General features: G+C 61.1%; 14 protein-coding genes and 2 pseudogenes. 3 read left to right on the top strand and 13 right to left on the bottom strand.

The features are described 5' to 3' along the window. Positions 1-75 precede the first annotated feature (75 nt). The 6 genes and pseudogenes from E4P82_RS22865 to E4P82_RS13570 form a co-directional block, all read right to left on the bottom strand. A complete protein-coding gene (locus tag E4P82_RS22865) occupies positions 76-210 on the bottom strand; it encodes a hypothetical protein (protein ID WP_281383695.1) in 135 nt (44 codons plus the stop codon). Positions 211-439: 229 nt separating this feature from the next. Further along, positions 440-844 carry a DUF5681 domain-containing protein gene (locus tag E4P82_RS13590; RefSeq protein WP_169249391.1) on the bottom strand — a complete coding sequence of 135 codons (405 nt, stop codon included), beginning with the start codon at positions 842-844 and terminating at the stop codon, positions 440-442. A 184-nt stretch (positions 845-1,028) separates the two neighbouring features. Next, positions 1,029-2,210 carry a hypothetical protein gene (locus tag E4P82_RS13585; RefSeq protein ID WP_169249390.1) on the bottom strand — a complete coding sequence of 394 codons (1,182 nt, stop codon included), beginning with the start codon at positions 2,208-2,210 and terminating at the stop codon, positions 1,029-1,031. After that, the gene (locus E4P82_RS13580; protein WP_169249389.1) at positions 2,207-2,689 is read right to left on the bottom strand and encodes a DUF4365 domain-containing protein; all 483 of its coding nucleotides are present in this window, start codon (positions 2,687-2,689) and stop codon (positions 2,207-2,209) included. The genes E4P82_RS13585 and E4P82_RS13580 overlap by 4 nt, the downstream gene beginning before the upstream one ends. A 17-nt stretch (positions 2,690-2,706) precedes the next feature. Next, the gene (locus E4P82_RS13575; RefSeq protein WP_169249388.1) at positions 2,707-5,427 is read right to left on the bottom strand and encodes a DEAD/DEAH box helicase; all 2,721 of its coding nucleotides are present in this window, start codon (positions 5,425-5,427) and stop codon (positions 2,707-2,709) included. Beyond that, positions 5,427-6,964, bottom strand: a pseudogene (locus E4P82_RS13570) (site-specific DNA-methyltransferase). The gene E4P82_RS13575 and the pseudogene E4P82_RS13570 overlap by 1 nt, the downstream one beginning before the upstream one ends. Positions 6,965-7,119: 155 nt before the next feature. Here E4P82_RS13570 and E4P82_RS13560 point away from each other — a divergent pair. Next, positions 7,120-7,809, top strand: a complete 690-nt coding sequence (locus E4P82_RS13560) for a MerR family transcriptional regulator (RefSeq protein ID WP_169249386.1) — start codon at positions 7,120-7,122, stop codon at positions 7,807-7,809. 111 nt (positions 7,810-7,920) lie between these two features. Here the strand turns inward: E4P82_RS13560 and argB are convergent. The 4 genes and pseudogenes from argB to coaBC all read right to left on the bottom strand — a co-directional run bounded on the left by argB (position 7,921) and on the right by coaBC (position 12,019). After that, positions 7,921-8,812, bottom strand: a pseudogene (gene argB, locus E4P82_RS13555) (acetylglutamate kinase). A 39-nt stretch (positions 8,813-8,851) separates the two neighbouring features. Next, positions 8,852-10,225, bottom strand: coding sequence for a phosphomannomutase/phosphoglucomutase (locus E4P82_RS13550; protein WP_169249385.1), 1,374 nt, complete (start codon positions 10,223-10,225; stop codon positions 8,852-8,854). A gap of 9 nt (positions 10,226-10,234) precedes the next feature. Then, positions 10,235-10,696: a dUTP diphosphatase gene (dut, locus tag E4P82_RS13545; protein WP_169249384.1), complete on the bottom strand. Its 462-nt coding sequence runs from the start codon at positions 10,694-10,696 to the stop codon at positions 10,235-10,237. 36 nt (positions 10,697-10,732) lie between these two features. Continuing rightward, positions 10,733-12,019, bottom strand: a complete 1,287-nt coding sequence (coaBC, locus tag E4P82_RS13540) for a bifunctional phosphopantothenoylcysteine decarboxylase/phosphopantothenate--cysteine ligase CoaBC (RefSeq protein ID WP_211203149.1) — start codon at positions 12,017-12,019, stop codon at positions 10,733-10,735. A gap of 509 nt (positions 12,020-12,528) precedes the next feature. On the opposite strand from coaBC, the gene radC reads away from it, so the two are divergent. Beyond that, positions 12,529-13,203, top strand: a complete 675-nt coding sequence (radC, locus tag E4P82_RS13535) for a RadC family protein (RefSeq protein ID WP_169249383.1) — start codon at positions 12,529-12,531, stop codon at positions 13,201-13,203. 48 nt (positions 13,204-13,251) lie between these two features. On the opposite strand, the gene djlA is transcribed toward radC, so the two are convergent. Both djlA and E4P82_RS13525 read right to left on the bottom strand, forming a co-directional pair. Beyond that, entirely contained in the window at positions 13,252-14,094 is an 843-nt protein-coding gene (djlA, locus tag E4P82_RS13530; RefSeq protein ID WP_169249382.1) for a co-chaperone DjlA, read from the bottom strand. A gap of 74 nt (positions 14,095-14,168) precedes the next feature. Further along, complete coding sequence (locus E4P82_RS13525; RefSeq protein WP_169249381.1) at positions 14,169-14,831, bottom strand: energy-coupling factor ABC transporter permease; 663 nt, start codon at positions 14,829-14,831, stop codon at positions 14,169-14,171. Between the two features lie 148 nt (positions 14,832-14,979). Here E4P82_RS13525 and E4P82_RS13520 point away from each other — a divergent pair, with 148 nt between their 5' ends. After that, positions 14,980-15,876 (top strand): phosphoribosylaminoimidazolesuccinocarboxamide synthase, encoded by an 897-nt coding sequence (locus E4P82_RS13520; RefSeq protein WP_169249380.1) that lies wholly within the window; start codon positions 14,980-14,982, stop codon positions 15,874-15,876. A 94-nt stretch (positions 15,877-15,970) separates the two neighbouring features. Here E4P82_RS13520 and E4P82_RS13515 read toward each other — a convergent pair whose 3' ends face one another. Next, a complete protein-coding gene (locus tag E4P82_RS13515) occupies positions 15,971-17,488 on the bottom strand; it encodes an FMN-binding glutamate synthase family protein (RefSeq protein ID WP_169249379.1) in 1,518 nt (505 codons plus the stop codon). Between the last annotated feature and the right edge of the window lie 82 nt (positions 17,489-17,570).

The following is a 17,570-nucleotide window of genomic DNA, read 5'->3' as shown; positions in this document are numbered from 1 at the left end:
GGCTCGCAATGCCGATCCTCGGCCGGTGAACTGGCGCTTCACCACCGCAGATGCACGCATCAAACTCAAACGCCTCTATCCGTCAATCCAGGTCGGGTGAGGTACTAGTGCTCCTTCGGCGGTTTCGTTCGGATAGGAGGTGGTCAGGTAGATAAATCGGCCGCTGCCGCGATGTTGTTCCAGCTTACCCACGCGTTGCTTGAGATTCATGCCGCGCTCCGCACCCGCGTAAGGATGTTGCAATCCGTTCGTGCCGCGTCCAATTCGACCGGCGATAACCCGTGCAACCGGTTTGCCAAATCCAACAAGCCGGGGTTGGAGCGGCAATCTCTTTCGACCAGCACCCAAGGTGCGGTTGCCAACCAACGCCCCAGCCGGACCGCCAACGGGTCGGAATCGTCGCGGGAACCGTGGTGATGCTCCAACTTTGCGATGCGCGTTACGAGGCTCGCGCCTGCTTGCCCTCCAGCGCCGCCACTCGCTTTTCGAGTTCGTCCAGTTCCACCAATTTCGCCAGATTTCCCAAGCCTTGCAGAATGGCGACGGCTTGATTGGCCGGTAGTTGCCCAGACGCCAGCGCCACCAGCACCGCCCGACCTTGTTCGGCCAGACCGCCACCGACCGGCAGGTTCAACGGGGCGGCTGCATCCACCGGGCGCAGCGCCGGCACGGTGCGTTCCAGAATCAGCTTGATGGCGCCGGTATCGCCGGCCTTGGCTTGCGCGACCAGTGCTTCCAGCACGTCAGGCAATTCCTTCGTCAGCGCCGCACGCAGCTTCTCGACCTTGCCGGTGCCCGGCTTGCGTCCGCTGGGATTGCCAGACTGACCTTGTGTCCAAGGCATTGCTAAACCTCTGCTTTTGCAATCTTGATGTGGTGGTCAGGACCGGCGATAGGTGCCTCTATGCCCATCAATACCGGCACAACCATTGATAGTTTTATTCTATTCCTCCAGCTAAGATACCGGAATGATTCAAGCCGTTGCTTGACACGATTCTTGGATTAGTCGGAACGCCCGAACTTTCATATCAAGACTCAGTTGCTGCCACCGTTGCCAATGGGTCATCGCGGTCCGGCTCGTCCATACCCTGAACTAACGCCAGATTGCGGGGATTGCCCAGTTCGTAGCGTTGGCCCACTGGAAAAAGATCGCCGTCCAAGCTGATCGGAATCCGGTCGCGAAAGGCGTGGATCACCGTGTCGAACATGGATTGTTCGAATTTGACGCTGACGTGGCGCGGTCGGTTGTCGATCAGCAGTCGTAGGGTGGCGCGACCGTCGAACTGGTCGGGTTCGCGATCTAGGCGGATCACCCAGGCAGTCAGCGCACAATCCAGGCGCGGTTCGTTGCGCCGGAACTCGCGGGCGGCTTCTCCAAGTAAGCGACCTGTTTCCCGGCTGAAGAAACGCCGGAAATTGGGGCGTCCTGCTGGCCGGACGCGCGCCCAACTGAGTTCAAGCCGAATGCCATGGCACTGTTGTGCCAGCCGCGCCACAGCTTCACAGAGGTTGGCGCTAATCCCTTGAGACACTCGGGTTTCGAATGCCGCGAAATCGTCGCTGGCGGCAGCGGCGTTGGCAGCCTGTTCCAGGGCGTCGAGAGCTTCGACTAGGCGATGGGTCACTTGCCGGGGAAAAGGCTCATCTTCCAACAGGGATTGTTGGGCATGACGGCGCAAGACTGGGGCCACCGGCGAGAGCAGAGTGATGACGTAGCTGCCGGTTTCAGACGGGCCGAGCCGGACCGTTTCCAGATATTGAACAGCTTCGGTCACTTTACCGGCGTGATAGGACGGCCGGGGTTGGACTGCCGCGCAAGCTGCCGCTAGTAGTAAATTTTCAGCCTCCTGATGCAGCAGGACGCCCTCTTGAATGGCAATCGTGCCGTCGGTCGCAGCGTGGGGAGCCGCCACGCGCAGCACGTCGGCGCCGGCGGCGAGCAAGTCGCGATAGATGAGCAGTTCGGAGCGACCCTCGACTTGCGCCAGGGTGTGCAACGCTTCGGCCATGCGCTCGGGGTAATCGGCCACGTCTTCCCTGCTCGGCAGCAAGATCTCCCAAGTGCGGTGGGCGGCGTCCTGTTGGGTGTGGACGGTGGCCTTGTTGCCGATCCGGCCAGCTTCAGTCCACTGCTGGCCGGCCAGGTAGGCGCGGACATCCAGGTGGGAAAGGTGCCGGAAGAGGGCTGGATCGCGGATTTGCACATTCATAACGCTTCCCCTCGTTCCGTTCGCGTCATCAGGGTGTGGAGCGCTTCACTGTCGAATCGCTGCTGGCGTGGCAGGTGGACGGTCACGGTGGTGGTATTTTCGGTATCGGGCTGACCCGCCAGCGACAGCCAGTAGCCGCAGTGGCGCAGGCAAAGTTGCTCTTCGGAATGATGGAGCCAGTTTTCTGGCTGCTCGGGTATCAGAACCACAATCAGCAGACGGGGAACGATCACGTCGGCTCGTAGATCGTCATAGTTCTTGATAGACAGCGGAAAAGCCAGGTGGTGATCCTGGAGCAGTTCCCGCGAACTGGCCTTGGCTTGGAACTCAATGCGGGGGCGTCGCCCGGCTTGTCCGATCAAAATGCCGTCCACGCTGTCGTCATCCACCACCGGTTCGCAAACTTGGTAACCGGCGCGAGCCGCGACGGCGCCGATATACGCCAACGAGAAACGGGCTTTGCGTTGGTTGATTTCCATGCGTGCTCCGATGCTGGCTACGATGCTGAGCCCGAACAAGTTGATGTTGTGATTTTGTCAGCGATTTGCCGCTGCACGTTGCGGCCTTGCTCGTCCGCTGCCACCGCCATCAGAAACAGGCAACGCCCACCCGATGAAATTTCCCACTGCCGGCCGACCTGGGCTTTCTCGCGGGAATCGTCGTTGGTTTTGTAGGGTTCGCCCTTGTATTCGACCGCCAGTATCCGTCCGTCGGCGAGTTCGGCCACGAAGTCCGGGTAAAAGTAATCGGTCGCCGTCGGCAGCCAGAACGAAAACCGCTCCTCTCGTTCCACATTGCGCACCCAAAGCTTGACTTGAGGATGGGCATCCAATGCCTGAGCGCACACAAACTCCTCGGAACGTTGGCCACTGGCGGTTTTCTCCCGCAAGTCGTGAATCATCGGATAGTAATGTTTGGCGAACCGGTAACGGCCGCTGTAGTACGGTGGGCGGGCAGGATAGCGGTGCGGGTGAAAGGTGAAGGCGTAGCGGAAACCCTCGTCGAGCCGCCCCGTGCTCATCCCCGGCAAGGCGGCTTGGAATCCCTTGGCGATGGCGATCTTCCGTAGGTGGTCGATTTCGCGGCGGATCGCTTCCGCCAGTTGCACCTTGGCGCGTAATAGCGCCGTGAGCGTGAATCCCCGGTCGCGCTGGAGATGGCCGACCAGGTTCACCAGATATTTGCGCAACTGCGCCGGGAGAATATTGCCCTCGGGTGGGTGCACTTCCCATTCCAGCCAGCGCACCAAATCCGGTTCCGTGGCGTTAGTGGATACCTCGTTTAAGTGCAGTTGCCGGCTGTCGGCGTAGCGCAGCAACACTTTTTCGCCGTCCATGTCGATCTCGAAGGCGTTGACCGTTTCCTGAACGTCGAAACCCGCCAGTTGCACCGGTTGGGCGAGCAAGTCGAACTCGCCCAATTCCATGAGCGTTTCCCGTTCCACCGGCTGCAATTCCCCGTCCCATTCGAGGCAGAGTTGCGGCAGCGGCGCGAACGGTTCGCCTCGGGCAGCGGGCGCGCGTAGCGCTGCTTGCCGGGCGTGGTGTTGTTCGATTTGTTCCTTGACCGCTGACTGATGCTGGCCGGTATAGGCCGAAAGCAGGTAATCCTCCACCGCTTCCGAAACCTCGCCGCGCACGATCACCGTCGCGCCGCCACTGGTCGGGTGGATTTCGATGACCGCTTGCAACTCGGTGGGCACGGGCAACGCCGGGACGGTGGGCACCGACAGCACGCAATCCGGTAGAAGGGGCCGGGTTTCGGCGGCAGCTTCATCGGGGAACAGGCTAGCGGAACCGGGGGTTACCGCTCCCGCCGCTTCGTATTTCTCGAAGCCCATGTTATGAACCATACGGTCGGTCAACTGGTTGGCCGCTTCGGAAAAACTCGTCGCGATGACGTGGGCGTAGGCGCGGTTCAGTTCCGGCGTGGCGCGGGCGCGGGCGTAGGGCATCCGCAACACTCGACCCAGCAGTTGTTCCACGTCCTTGGCCGAGCGCGACTCCTGCAAGGAGCACAGCACGTAGGCAAAGGAACAGTCCCAGCCTTCCTTGAGGGCTTCCACCGTGATGATGTAGCGGATGCGGCAGGCCGGATCGAACAGGTTGGCGCCGTCCAGTTCCTTTTGCGTGCCGGTCGCCACCGCGATTTCGTTCCGATCCAGTCCCGCGCCGTCCGGGCTGGTCAAATGCTTCAGCAAGACCTCCACCGTGACCTCGCCGCCCTTGGCTTGGGCCTGAAACAGCAATATCGGGCGGATGTAGTCCGTTTCCCGCTGGGCCAGCGTTTCCAGCCGCTGGCGGGTCAGAATGGCGTCGCGCACCGCGTCGCGCCAACCGGTCGGATGTTCGGCCAACACGATGGGCAGCTTGATCATGTCCTCGGTCTTCAACGCCTGGGCCGATACGGAATACAACACGTTGCTATTGCCGACCGGCGTGGCCGTCAGTTCGATCACGCAGGCGGGATTGAGGCGCTGAAGGGTTTTGAAGCTGGTATCGGTCTGGTTGTTGTGCGCCTCGTCCACGATGACGATGGGGTGGGTTAGGTGCAGGAAATTGGCGAGCGATGCCTTGACCTTGCCAAGATCGACGGCGGTCAGGTACGGCTGGCTTTCCAAATCGGCGGGTTTGACCGTGTCGAGATTGGCGGCTTGCTGGGGGGTCAACCCCTGAAAATGCGGTTCCAGTTGCTCATCGTAGGCGTAGACGGTGCGGTGCGTTTTCTTTTTGTCCCGCACGCGGAACGCCTGAATGGTCGCCACCAGCACAATGGTCTGCCGTCCTACGTCGTAGGGATTCACCGTGGCGAGTTGATCCAATTCGAGCACGCGCGCCGGTTGTGGAAGATCGTGTTCCAGCGCCTGGCGGTAGGGATGGCCGGCGGTGTTCAGCGCCGCTACGGTTTGGGTACGGATGGTGTCCGAAGGTGTCAACCACAGGACCACCGGCGCGTCGGTGTCGCGATAGGTCTTGCCAACTCGTGCCACGGCATGGGCAGCCAGTAGCGTTTTGCCGCCGCCGGTGGGCAGACGCAGGCAAACGCAGGGGATTTCATCGCCGAAGGCGTCCTTTCGATAGGGAAGTTGTTTGCCGGTGGGCGTGACCGACGGGGCGCATTCCCGCCAAGCCGTTTCGATTCCGACCACGCGCGCCCGTCTTAAAAAGCCTTCGAGAGCTTTCAAGGCTTTTTCTTGGTAATCCTTGAGAGCAAACATCAGCGTACCCGCACGTCGTAGGGAATTTGCTTGAATTCGATGTCTTCGGCGACAAGTCGCGCCGTGCCCAAGCGGGTCATTTCGCCGTAGATCACCTTGCGGCCAGAATGCGGATGCAGCGTCAGCAGTTGGGCCAGCACGGCGCCGGTCAGGACATTGCCGCCTTCCGGGCGGCGGTCGCCGAGAATGCCGTTGTAGAGCAGGTAATAGGCTTTGCCGGCATGTTCGCCGAGAAAGGGCGAATCGAAAGTCTGGTTCGCGGCCTGCCCAGTCTCGAAGTGCCAAAGATAGGCGGCCAGCGCGGCGAAGCGCACTGCCGGGTTGATGCCGCCATCGGCCAGAAACACCGGCTCGTCCAGCGTGTAGTAGCGAAACCCGCCGCCGCCTTGCCAGCCGACAGTTTGCGAAATGCCGCCCTGTTCCCCGGCAATCACTTTTTCCAAACGCGGGATGCAATGGGTTTCAGCGTGTTCGCCCATCTCGATGCCGATGTAGCGGCGGCCCATTTTGTGGGCTACGGCGGCAGTCGTGCCGGAACCAAGAAAGGAATCAAGTATCAAATCGCCTTTATTGGAACCGACCTCAAGAATCTTAGAAATTAGCCTTTCGGGTTTTGGCGTTAAAAAATCATCAGACAATGATGACGTTCCCAAGACTTCCCGCGCCTCTTTTCTGGCTGCATCCGTATGCCCTGCAAACTCATGCATCCAAAGTGTCTGTGGGACAACACCATCATTTTTAAGAAGGTGTTTGTACCTTTTGTAGGAAGGGGTTTTCCCTTTCCCATCCTTTCCCCAATAAATGAAGCCTTCAGCAACATGCCGTAAATGTTCTTCTTTAGAGTAAGCCCAAACTCTCGTTCTTGATGGCCATATTTCTTTACCTGTATTTGGTTGAATAATTTCGTAGTAAAGGTTTGGCCTTTCTTCAGCCGTCTTGCTGCATGTGTAGTTATCAGGTCTAAAAATTCCTCGTTCATCTTCAAAGCGGTATTGACGATCTTTTTTCATCTGTACGAGGTATCAGTTTGCGTTGCCAAACATTGCTTTTCCTAAACACAAGTATGTGGTCGTGCATTGGGGCAATACTTTTATGATCGTTGGCGACGGCATATTTTTTTCTGCCAAATTATATTCGCTACAAAATTACCTCTCCCAAAAACTTCATCCATGACAACCTTGAGATAATGCCCCTCGTTATCATCAATCGAAACCCAAATACTCCCCTCCTCGGCAAGTAACTCACGTAACAGCACGAGGCGCGGATACATCAGTGACAGCCATTGAGAATGTTCCAGCTTGTCATCGTAATGCTCGAACGCGGATTGAGTGTTGTAAGGCGGGTCGATGTAAATGCACTTGACCCGGCTCCGATAAAACGGCAGCAGCGCCTTCAGGGCCAGCAGGTTATCGCCCCGGATCAGCAGATTGTCGGCGCTGGCGTCCCCGTAGCCACGTTCGAAATGCAGCAGGTGATAAGGCACATCGGCGGTTTGGGCAATGGCCCGGGATTTGTTCGTCCATTCGAGATGGGGCATGGCGGGTGCGGGCAAGTTTCCAGTACGGTTCGAGCATTGTAGCTTGGATGGGAGGGGTTCCCAGCATTCCCTTTGAGCGGATCACGCCGCTCCGGCGGTCCTGCTACCTCCCAGGCGCGCTATACTGGAATTATCACCCCAATAGCAGGAACAACATGATCGGCACGGGACTTTACACCATTGGTGAAGTCGCCACCTTTACCCATATTCCGGCACCGCAGGTTGGTCGCTGGTTGCGCGGGTATCGGTCTGGCCACCGGACCTACCCGCCGCTGTGGTCGTCCGAACTGAGCGACAGCCCCTTGCCGCAGGCGTTCGGGTTCCACGATCTGCTGGAAGTGCGGGTGGTCCATGCCTTTCGCCGTCATGGCGTCAGCCTGCCCACGATTCGTAAAGCGTGCCAGCACGCCCGCGAGTATTTCGAACGGCCCTATCCCTTCACCTGTCAGCGGTTTTTGACCGATGGCCGCGCCGTGTTCGCGGAAATCCTGGAGCAGGATGGCGAGGCCGAAGATGCCAGGCTGCTGGACATGGCGCGGAAGCAGTACGTCTTCGAGAAGGTAGTACGCCCTTCGCTATACGCCGGTATCGAGTACGACACCTCTGGCAGCGCGCAACGCTGGTTTCCGGTGGACCGCAAGCAACGTATCGTGCTGGACCCCGCGCGCAACTTCGGCAAGCCGATTTTGACCGCATCCGGCGTACCGACGGAAGCGCTGTTCGCGGCCTATCGGGTGGAACAGGATAGTCGCCGGGTAGCGGCGATCTATGAGGTCCCGGTCGCCGATGTCGACGCGGCGATCCGTTACGAACAGCACCTGAACGAACAACGGTTGGCGGCTTGAAGTGTCTGGTCGATAACAACCTGCCGCCCGCGCTGGCCAAGGCGCTGGACGCGCTGTCGGCTAGCCAGTTTCCTGACTTGGAACAGGTCATCGCCTTGCGAGAAAATCCACCTACCCCCGAATCAATGTACCGATACCGGCGTCGGTGAACAGTTCCACCAGTACCGCATGCTCGATCCGGCCGTCGATGATATGCGCCGCCTTGACCCCGCCACGCACCGCTTCCAGCGCGCAGCCGATCTTCGGCAACATGCCGCCGTGGATGGTGCCGTCGTCGATCAGCGCCTGTACCTGCCGGGCGTCCAGGCCGGTCAGCAGTTTGCCTTCCTTCAGTACGCCGGTGGTATCGGTGAGCAGGATCAGTTTCTCGGCGTGCAGCACCTCGGCCATCTTGCCGGCGACCAGGTCGGCGTTGATGTTGTAGGACTGTCCATCCGGACCGACCCCGATCGGTGCGATCACCGGGATAAAATTGCCTTTGGCCAGCGTCTCGACGATGGATTTATCGATGCTGGCGACTTCGCCGACATGGCCGATGTCGACGATTTCCGGCGCTTCCAGATCGGGGCTCTTGCGGGTGATGGTCAGTTTACGAGCGTGAATCAGGTCGCCATCCTTGCCGGTCAGGCCCACCGCGCAACCACCGTGGCGATTGATGTTGTTGACGATTTCCTTGTTGACCAGTCCGCCCAGCACCATTTCCACCACATCCATGGTCTCGCTGTCGGTGACCCGCATTCCATCCACGAAGCGACTTTCCTTGCCGATGCGCTTGAGCAGTTCGCTGATCTGCGGGCCGCCGCCGTGCACCACCACCGGGTTGAAGCCGACCAACTTCATCAGCACGATGTCGCGAGCGAAGCTGTTTTTTCAGATGCTCGTTTTCCATGGCGTGGCCGCCGTACTTGATCACGAAGGTTTTGCCGGCGAAACGGCGGATGTAGGGCAGCGATTCGGTGAGAACGTGAGCCACTTGGGTGGCGGCCTGGGCATCTAAAGCCATGCGAAGATCAACCTCTGGAAACGATGGGAAACGGAGAAATCAGAAGGGTAGGGCCAAATCGGCTTGCAAGGCCAGCAGTTGCCGGCGGAACCGATCCTGAATGTCGGCCATGGCGATTGAGTCGTCCGCCTCGAAGCGCAGCGTCAGACTGGGCGTGGTGTTGGAGGCGCGCACCAGCCCCCAGCCGTGCGGGAATTCCACCCGCAGTCCGTCCAGGGTAATGATTCGCGCGTCCGGGCCGAAATCGGCTTGGGCCGCCAGTCGGGCCATGAACGCGAACGGCTCGCCTTCGGCCATGTCCAGCCGCAGATCCGGGGTATTCAGGCCGGTCGGGTAAGCGGCGAAGAATTCGGCGCTGGACACCGGCTGTTGGACTAGCAACCGTAGCAACCGGGCGGCGGCGTAGAACGCGTCGTCGAAGCCGAACCAATCATCGGCATGAACGAAGTGGCCGGCCAGTTCGCCACCCAGCAGCGCACCGGTTTCGCGCATCTTGGCCTTGATCAGCGAATGACCGGTCTTCCACAGGATCGCTTGGCCGCCAAGACGCTCGATCAGCCGGGTCAGGTGCAAGGAAGATTTGATATCGTAGACGATGGCCGCGCCGGGATGATGGGTCAGCACGTCCTCGGCCAGCGGCATCAACACATGATCCGGCCAGACGATCTCGCCGGCGTTGGTGACGACCCCCAGCCGGTCGGCGTCGCCGTCGAAGGCCAGGCCCAGATCGGCGCCGTGCGCCCGCACTGCGGTTTGCAGGTCGATCAGATTCTCCGGCACGCTGGGGTCGGGGTGGTGGTGCGGAAAGCGTCCATCCACCTCGCAGTACAGTTCCACCACTTCGCAACCGAGCGCGCGCAGCAGGGGCGGAGCGGTATAACTGGCGACTGCGTTACCGCAATCCACCACCACCTTGAGAGGTTTGGGCAGGCGCAGCGTGTCGCTGATCCGCCGGATGTAAGCGGCGCGAATGTCGGCGGACCCTTCGCGGCCATGGCCGTGACGCAGGTCGCCGGTTTCGATGCGGTGGCGCAGGTCGCGGATCACCTCGCCGTGCAGAGCGATCCTGTCGATGACGATTTTCAGACCGTTATACGGTGCTGGATTGTGGCTGCCGGTGACCATGACTCCGGCGTGGCTGGTGTCGAGGGTGTGGGTGGCATAGTACAGCAGCGGGGTCGAGACCATGCCCAGATCCAGCACATCCAGCCCAGCGGCGCGGATGCCGACCTTGAGCGCCTCGCACAGCACGGGGCTGGACAGCCGCCCGTCGCGACCGACGATCACCTGGGTTTCGCCGCGCTCGGCGGCGAGGCTGCCCACCGCCTGGCCGATGAGTCGCACCCCGTCGGGAGTCAGATCGCGGCCCACCACGCCACGGATGTCGTACTCCCGGAAGATGGTTTGGATCATGCGCGAGGATCAATGCCGCCCGGAATGGCCGAAACCGCCGGCGCCGCGCGTGCTGGGCGTGAATTCGGGGACGATGGCGAATTCGGCTCGCACCACCGGCACGATAATCAGTTGGGCGATGCGTTCGCCGATGTCGATGGTGAACGGGGCGTGGCCTCGATTCCAGCACGAGACCAACAGCTCGCCCTGATAATCGCTGTCGATCAGGCCGACCAGGTTGCCCAGCACGATACCGTGCTTGTGGCCGAGACCGGAACGCGGCAGCACCATCGCCGCCAGGCCGGGGTCGGCGATGTGCATGGCTAGGCCGGTGGGAATCAAATGGGTTTCGCTCGGATGGACCGTCAGCGGTTCCGTTAGGCAAGCGCGCAGATCCAATCCCGCCGAACCGGCGGTGGCGTAGGCGGGTAGAGGAATCTCCCGACCCAAACGGGGATCGAGGATTTTCAGTTCGATGTCGCGATGGCTCACAGTCAGACACTCCAGGGCTGTTGCCAAGCTAGCAGCTTAGCGCTCCCCTTTCCAGCAGCGATAACGCGCCGCGATCAGCGTGACCAGTTGTTGCCCCAGCAGAGTCTTCTCAGCCAGCGGCAACACCCGTTCCCCGCCTTCCCACAGCACATGTAATTCGTTCTGTTCGCTCCCGAAGCCGCTGCCTGCCACGCCGACCCGATTTGCGGCAATCAGGTCCAGATTCTTGCGACGGCGCTTGTCCTCGGCGTAGTGCAGCACGTCGTGAGTTTCGGCGGCGAAGCCAACCGTGAACGGCCGGTGCGAACGCAATGCGGCCACCTCCGCCAGAATATCGGGATTGCGCACCAGTTCCAGAGACAGCGTGTCATGGGTTTTCTTGATTTTCTGCTCCGCCGGGCTGGCGGCGCGATAATCGGCGACGGCGGCGGTGGCGATGAAAATGTCCGCTCGTTGGGCTCGCGCCATGACCGCCTCGTGCATTTCGATCGCACTATCCACGTCGATTCGTTCGACACTGGGCGGGGTTTTGAGATTGACCGGACCGCTGACCAGGATTACCCGCGCGCCCGCCATCGCCGCTGCCCCAGCTACGGCAAAACCCATTTTCCCGCTGCTGTGGTTGCTGATGAAGCGCACCGGATCGAGCGCCTCGCGGGTCGGGCCGGCGGTGATCAACACGGTCAGTCCTTGCAGGTCATGGGACGCGAGCGGCGCAGTCACCGGATTCGCGATGGACGGTTCCGGGTGGATTTCGGCCATGCCCTCCCGAGCACCGAGCAGTTCGACGACGTGACCACACAATTCCACCGCCTCCAACATCCGCCCGGCACCGATTTCACCACAAGCCTGTTCGCCGACTCCCGGTCCCCAGATGTGTACGCCGCGCCGCGCCAGCAGCCGGCAGTTGTCCTGGGTCGCGACGTTTTGCCACATCAGTCGGTTCATCGCCGGCGCCACCGCAATTGGCTGGTCGGTGGCCAGACACAGCGTGCTGAGCAAATCGTTGGCCATGCCGTGGGCCAGTCGGGCGAGGAAGTCGGCGGTGGCCGGCGCGATGAGAATCAGATCGGCCCAGCGCGCCAGTTCGATATGGCCCATGCCAGCTTCGGCGTGGGTGTCGAGCAAGTCGACCCGAACCGGCTGGCCGGATACCGCCTGAAAGGTCAGCGGGGCGACGAAAGCAGTGGCGGCGGGCGTCATGGCGACCTGTACCTCGGCACCCGCCTCGCGCAGCCGGCGGGTTAGGTCGGCGCTCTTGTAGGCGGCGATACCGCCGGTGACGCCCAGCAGAATGCGTTTCTTGGCCAGAGGTTGCAGCATGGCGAAACTCCGCGCGATGGGGGAAATCGCGGCAAGCTTAGCGCAGCTTGAACAGGTACAGAAGCAGGAGAGAGCAGGGTTGCTCAGACAAGCGGAGATAAAAAGGGCGTCCAACCACGCAACGTGCGACGATACATGGTTGGACGCCATAGTCCGCGACGGCGGCCCCCGTTAGCCGCCTGGAACCCGCGCTGGTGTCGAACCTGAAGAGGCCGACGAGCGCGAATCCACGACTATAGGGTTAGCAAACCGATTGCCAACTTTTATATCTTATTGTTTATAAAGTATAATAAATTATTCAATAATCCGGAAACGCGATTTTTTGGCCGGCATGAAAGGATAAGCCCGCTTCATGGCGGTGCTTTTGACGGGACGCGCGCCCGATTTCAGGGCAATACGCCGTTTTCGCGACGCAATCGGTGGCCATCAAGAAAGTGTCACAGTTTCTTGATTTGTTCGAATCGAGTGGCCATGCTTGGCGTTATCAATCGAAAAAAGAGTGTGCGGCGATGTCCATTCGCGATTGGCCCGACGAGGAGCGTCCACGGGAGAAGCTGCTGCGACGTGGAGCTGCCGCCTTGTCCGATGCCGAACTGCTGGCGATTTTTCTACGGATCGGCATACCGGGCCGCAGCGCGGTGGATCTGGCGCGGGACATGCTCAAGCAGCATGAAAGCTTGCGTAAGTTGTTGGAATTGGATCAGACGGGGTTCTGCGCGACGCCGGGGCTGGGACCGGCCAAGTACGTGCAGTTGCAGGCGGTGTTGGAACTGGCGCGGCGTTATCTGGAGGAGACCTTGCAGCGTGGCGATGCCATCCAGGGCGTGACCGACACCCGTCGGTATCTGCTGGCCCGCATGCGCCACCACCCGCACGAGGTGTTCGCCTGCCTGTTCCTGGATAACAAGAACCGGGTCATTCAATACGAGGAATTGTTTTTCGGCACCATCGACAGTTCCGCCGTACATCCTCGGCAGGTGGTGAAACGGGCATTGCACCATAACGCGGCGGCGGCGATCGTGGCACACAATCATCCATCCGGGATCGCCGAGCCCAGCCGTGCCGACGAAATGATCACCGTGCGCCTGAAGGAAGCGCTGGCCCTGGTCGATGTCCGTCTGCTCGATCACATCGTGATTGGCGACGGACAGATGGTCTCACTGGCCGAGCGGGGAGTGCTCTAGCAACTGGTCGCTTGGATGGCGCCGGCCGCTCTGTTCGCGTCGGGCGGGTCAGAAACCACGTGCTTCCCGGATGCGGTCGTAGGCGGCGGTCAATTCGCGGGTTTTTTCGGTGGCGCGCGCCAGCTCGGCCAGCGAGGCGTTGCGGCCCGCCAGTTTGTCGGGGTGATGCTGTTTGAGCAGGCGGCGGTAGGCCAGTTTGATCGCGTCGGGGCTGGCTTCGCGTTGTAGCCCCAGCACGGCATAGGCTTGGGTCAGCGAGCCGACGGCGGTGGTGGGACGCCGGTCGTGGGTTTGCCGGTGATCGTGCGTTTTGCCGCCGCCGTCCTGGTTCTGCCGCTGTGCCCAGCGCTGGGCGCGGAACAGGGCATGCAGCGCCTCGAACTGCAAGCGGTGAACGCCCAAGCGGTCGGTGATGTACAGCAGCCGGGCATGGGTGTGCGGGTGCAGATCGTCGTCGGCATAAGCAACGTTCAGCAACAGTTCCAGCAGTGGTTGCAGAAACGCTGGACGGCCGCGGCAGGCGCGCTGGAACGCTTTTAACATCGCATCCAAGTCGAAGTCGGGTTGTTTGCCGGCGGTAAAATCGTTGATGGCGGCCTGACGCTGGCCGGCGTTGAGCCGCAGGCGATCCATGATGGCGCGGGCCGTGGCGATTTCCCGATCCGAAACCCGGCCGTCCGCCTTGGCGATGTGACCCATGAGCTGGAACGCGGTCGAGTGGAAAGTGTCCTGGATGTGTTCCTGAGAGTTACCGCGTTCGGGGGGGACGGTTGCGCGCTTGCCCTGCGATTGAGCCTGATCGAAATTATGGCCGACCGCCGCGCCTAGCAGCGCGCCCACCGGCCCGCCCATCATGAAGCCGAATGTTCCACCGAATAATTTGCCAAACACCTTGAACTCAAATGCCTCTTCGAATGCGCGGGGTTGAGATGGCACGGGTTGCAGTGAGATTCCCGTGCCTACATCTAATGCGTGAGATAGGTTTCGTCGTCGTAGGTTTTCAACCAGTCGGGCCGCAGCCCGATCAGCGCGGTGATCACCATGCCGTTGAGCATACCCTCCGGGAACAGGTAAAGCGGCACGAACGGCAGATAATCGCTACTGATGCGGGCGAAGGAATAAACCTCGGTCGTGACCAGCAAAAATACCAGGGTCAGTACCACCACGCCGGCGGCCAGCATGGCGTTGAAGAAACCGCACAGGAAAATATAAACGAAGAGGTGGTGGGGGAGGTAGCGGTGAACCAGATAATAAATCCCATAACTGGTCGAGACCGGCAGTACACCCAACAGTAGGGCATTGGTGGCCAGCGCCGACCAGTCGCCGCTGGTCGCCGTTACCGCCACCGTGATCAGGCTGACGCCGATCGTGCCCAGCGACCAGCCGAACATCAGGGTGTACACGGTCACGCCCAGGAAGTGGAAACCGAGCGCCGGTCGCACGCCAATCTCGAAGATCCATATCAGGAACAACGCCACCGAAGCGCCCATGAAGACATGTTGCAACCGGCTGTTCGCCAGGAACAGCCGCCACGGCGCCGACCGCAGGGCCTGCAAGCCGACCAGCAGCCAGATGAAGTTGGCGAAGAACAGCAGGTCGGCGGGGAGTAAATCGTTATTGATGTGCATGGCGGCAGCATACCTTGACGGAGAGTCGGGTGGCCTTGCGAAACGTCAGTTGGGCGAACGCGGGTGGATCATCGCATTTTCCGTCGCCGGCCGGGCGGTTACAATGCGCCGCGCCGATTCTTTCCCCAGCCGCAGGAGTTGCATGGTCATGTCCGCTGTCGCCGCCTCGCCCGATCTTCACAGTTTGCCGCTGATCTATCGCGGCAAGGTCCGCGATCTGTACGCAGCCGACGACCGGCACCTGCTGATGGTGGCCAGCGACCGGCTTTCCGCTTTTGACGTGATTTTGCCCACCCGGATTCCCGGCAAGGGCGCGGTGCTGACGGCGGTATCCAATTTTTGGTTCGACCGCACCCGCCACATCGTTCCCAATCATTTGCAACTGGCCAGCCTGACGCTGGAGCAGGCACTACCCGATCCGACCGAACGAGCGGCGGTCGCGGGCCGGGCGGTGGTGGCGCGGCGGCTGAAGGGTTTGCCGGTCGAAGCCATCGTGCGTGGCTATCTGATCGGTTCGGGCTGGAAGGATTATCAGCGCGACGGTCGGGTATGCGGTATCCCGCTGCCGACGGGATTACGCTTGGCGGAGCGGCTGCCGGAACCGCTGTTCACTCCATCCACCAAGGCACCATTGGGCACACATGATGAGAATGTGAGCTTTGATCACGTCGTCGGTCAAATCGGCGCGGACTTGGCGGAACGGGTACGGGCGATCAGCCTACAACTGTACCGGGAAGCAGCGGACTACGCTCTGGCGCGCGGCATCATCATCGCCGACACCAAGTTCGAATTCGGCCTGGACGAGAGCGGGCAACTGGTGCTGATGGACGAAGCGCTGACCCCGGATTCCTCGCGGTTCTGGCCGGCGGATCAGTACCAACCCGGCGTCAACCCACCCAGCTTCGACAAACAGTTCGTGCGCGACTATCTGGAGACGCTGGATTGGGACAAGCAGCCGCCGGGACCGGAACTGCCGCCGGAGATCGTCGCGCGCACCGTCGCCAAATACCGCGAAGCGCTGGAGCGGTTGACGGAGCCGGCGTGAGCGATGCGTCCCGCGCCCACAAGCGGGCAAGGATATGGGCGTGAGATCGTGCCCCCTTTGGCAACAAGAGGTTGATTGTGGGGGACGAAGCGGTTCAAGCGGCGTCCAGCCGCCGGGCTGGTGCCGGGCGATAGAGTTCGTCCAGCGGCACCGAGCGGCCGGGACCGACCACAATTCGACAGTGCTCACGCCGTAGTTGCCGGGGATTCGCCGCACCGCAGGCGTGGGCGATGATTTCCACCTCACGGCGCAAGTTCTCCGCGTAATGCCGTACTCGTTCGGCCTTGTCCGTCGGGTCCAGCCCGCGTTGCAACCGGGGATTGTGAGTCGTGATCCCGGCCGGGCAGGTGTTCTTGTCGCACTGCATGGACTGAATGCAGCCCAGCGCGAACAGGAAACCGCGCGCCGAATTCACGAAATCGGCACCCACGCACAGCGCCCAAGCCACTTCGCCGGGATTGATCAGCTTGCCGGAAGCGATGACCCGGACCCGCTCGCGCAAACCGTATTCGCTCAGCTTGTCCACCACCAGGGGTAGGCTTTCCTGGATCGGCAAGCCCACGTAATCGAGCAAGCTCATCGGTGCCGCGCCGGTGCCACCGTCGGCGCTGTCCACGGTGACGAAATCGGGCGCGCTGGCCGGTCCTCGACGGAGGATCGTCTGGCACAGGTCGTCGAACCAGCGCGGATCGCCGATGACCAGCTTGAAGCCGGTGGGCTTGCCGGTGATGGCGCGAACCCGAGCGACGAAATCCAGTAGCGCCGCCGCGTCGGCGATGTCGGGATGACGATTGGGACTGCGTGAATCCCGGCCGACTGGAATACCGCGAATGGTGGCGATTTCCGGCGTGACCTTGATCGCGGGCAGGATGCCACCCTTGCCCGGTTTCGCCCCTTGGCTCAGCTTGATCTCGAACAGGCGCACCTGAGAATGGGCGGCCACCGCACGCAGTTTATCGTCGTCCAGAGCACCTCCCTGGTCGCACACTCCGTATTTCGCGGTGCCGATCTGGAACACCAGGTCGGCGCCGCCGTCCAGATGATACGGGGACAAACCACCCTCACCAGTATTGAGCCAGCAACCGGCTTGTCGCGCTCCTTTTGACAGCGCGCTTACCGCTGGTTGGGAAATCGCGCCGTAGCTCATGGCGGAGATGTTGAAAAAGCTGGATGCCGCATACGGCTGGGGGCAATCCGGGCCGATGGTCAGCGGCTCGACTGCTGTGGGTTCGGTGTCGAGTGCCGGAAACGCCGCGTTGGTGAACAACACGGTACCCGGCGGTCGCAGGTCGCGGGTGGAACCGAACGGCTGTGTGTTGTCCAGATTCTTCGCCGCGCGATAGACCCAGGCGCGTTGTGCCCGATTGAACGGCATCTCCTCCCGATCCATGGCGGAAAAATACTGACGGAAGAATACGCCCAAATGTTCCAACCGGTAGCGCAATCGCCCGATTACCGGGAAATTGCGACGAATGGCATGTTGCGTCTGGGTGATATCGATGATGTAAAGCGTGACGACCAGTAGAACGCCAACGCCGATGGCGAAAACGAACAAAGCCGCCATCACGGCCAGAAACGTGGTGATAAAGCCGGGTAGGTCAAAGGTAACCATGGCAAATCTCCGGGTCGGCAAATCTGTGCCGCGACCGCCATTCTAGCGCGATGCCGATCCGGTGGCTGATACGAGTCCGTTC

Origin of the sequence: Candidatus Competibacter phosphatis (assembly GCF_012939995.1) — a bacterium.
Classification (GTDB): domain Bacteria; phylum Pseudomonadota; class Gammaproteobacteria; order Competibacterales; family Competibacteraceae; genus Competibacter; species Competibacter phosphatis.
This window is presented reverse-complemented; position numbering and strand designations above follow the sequence as displayed.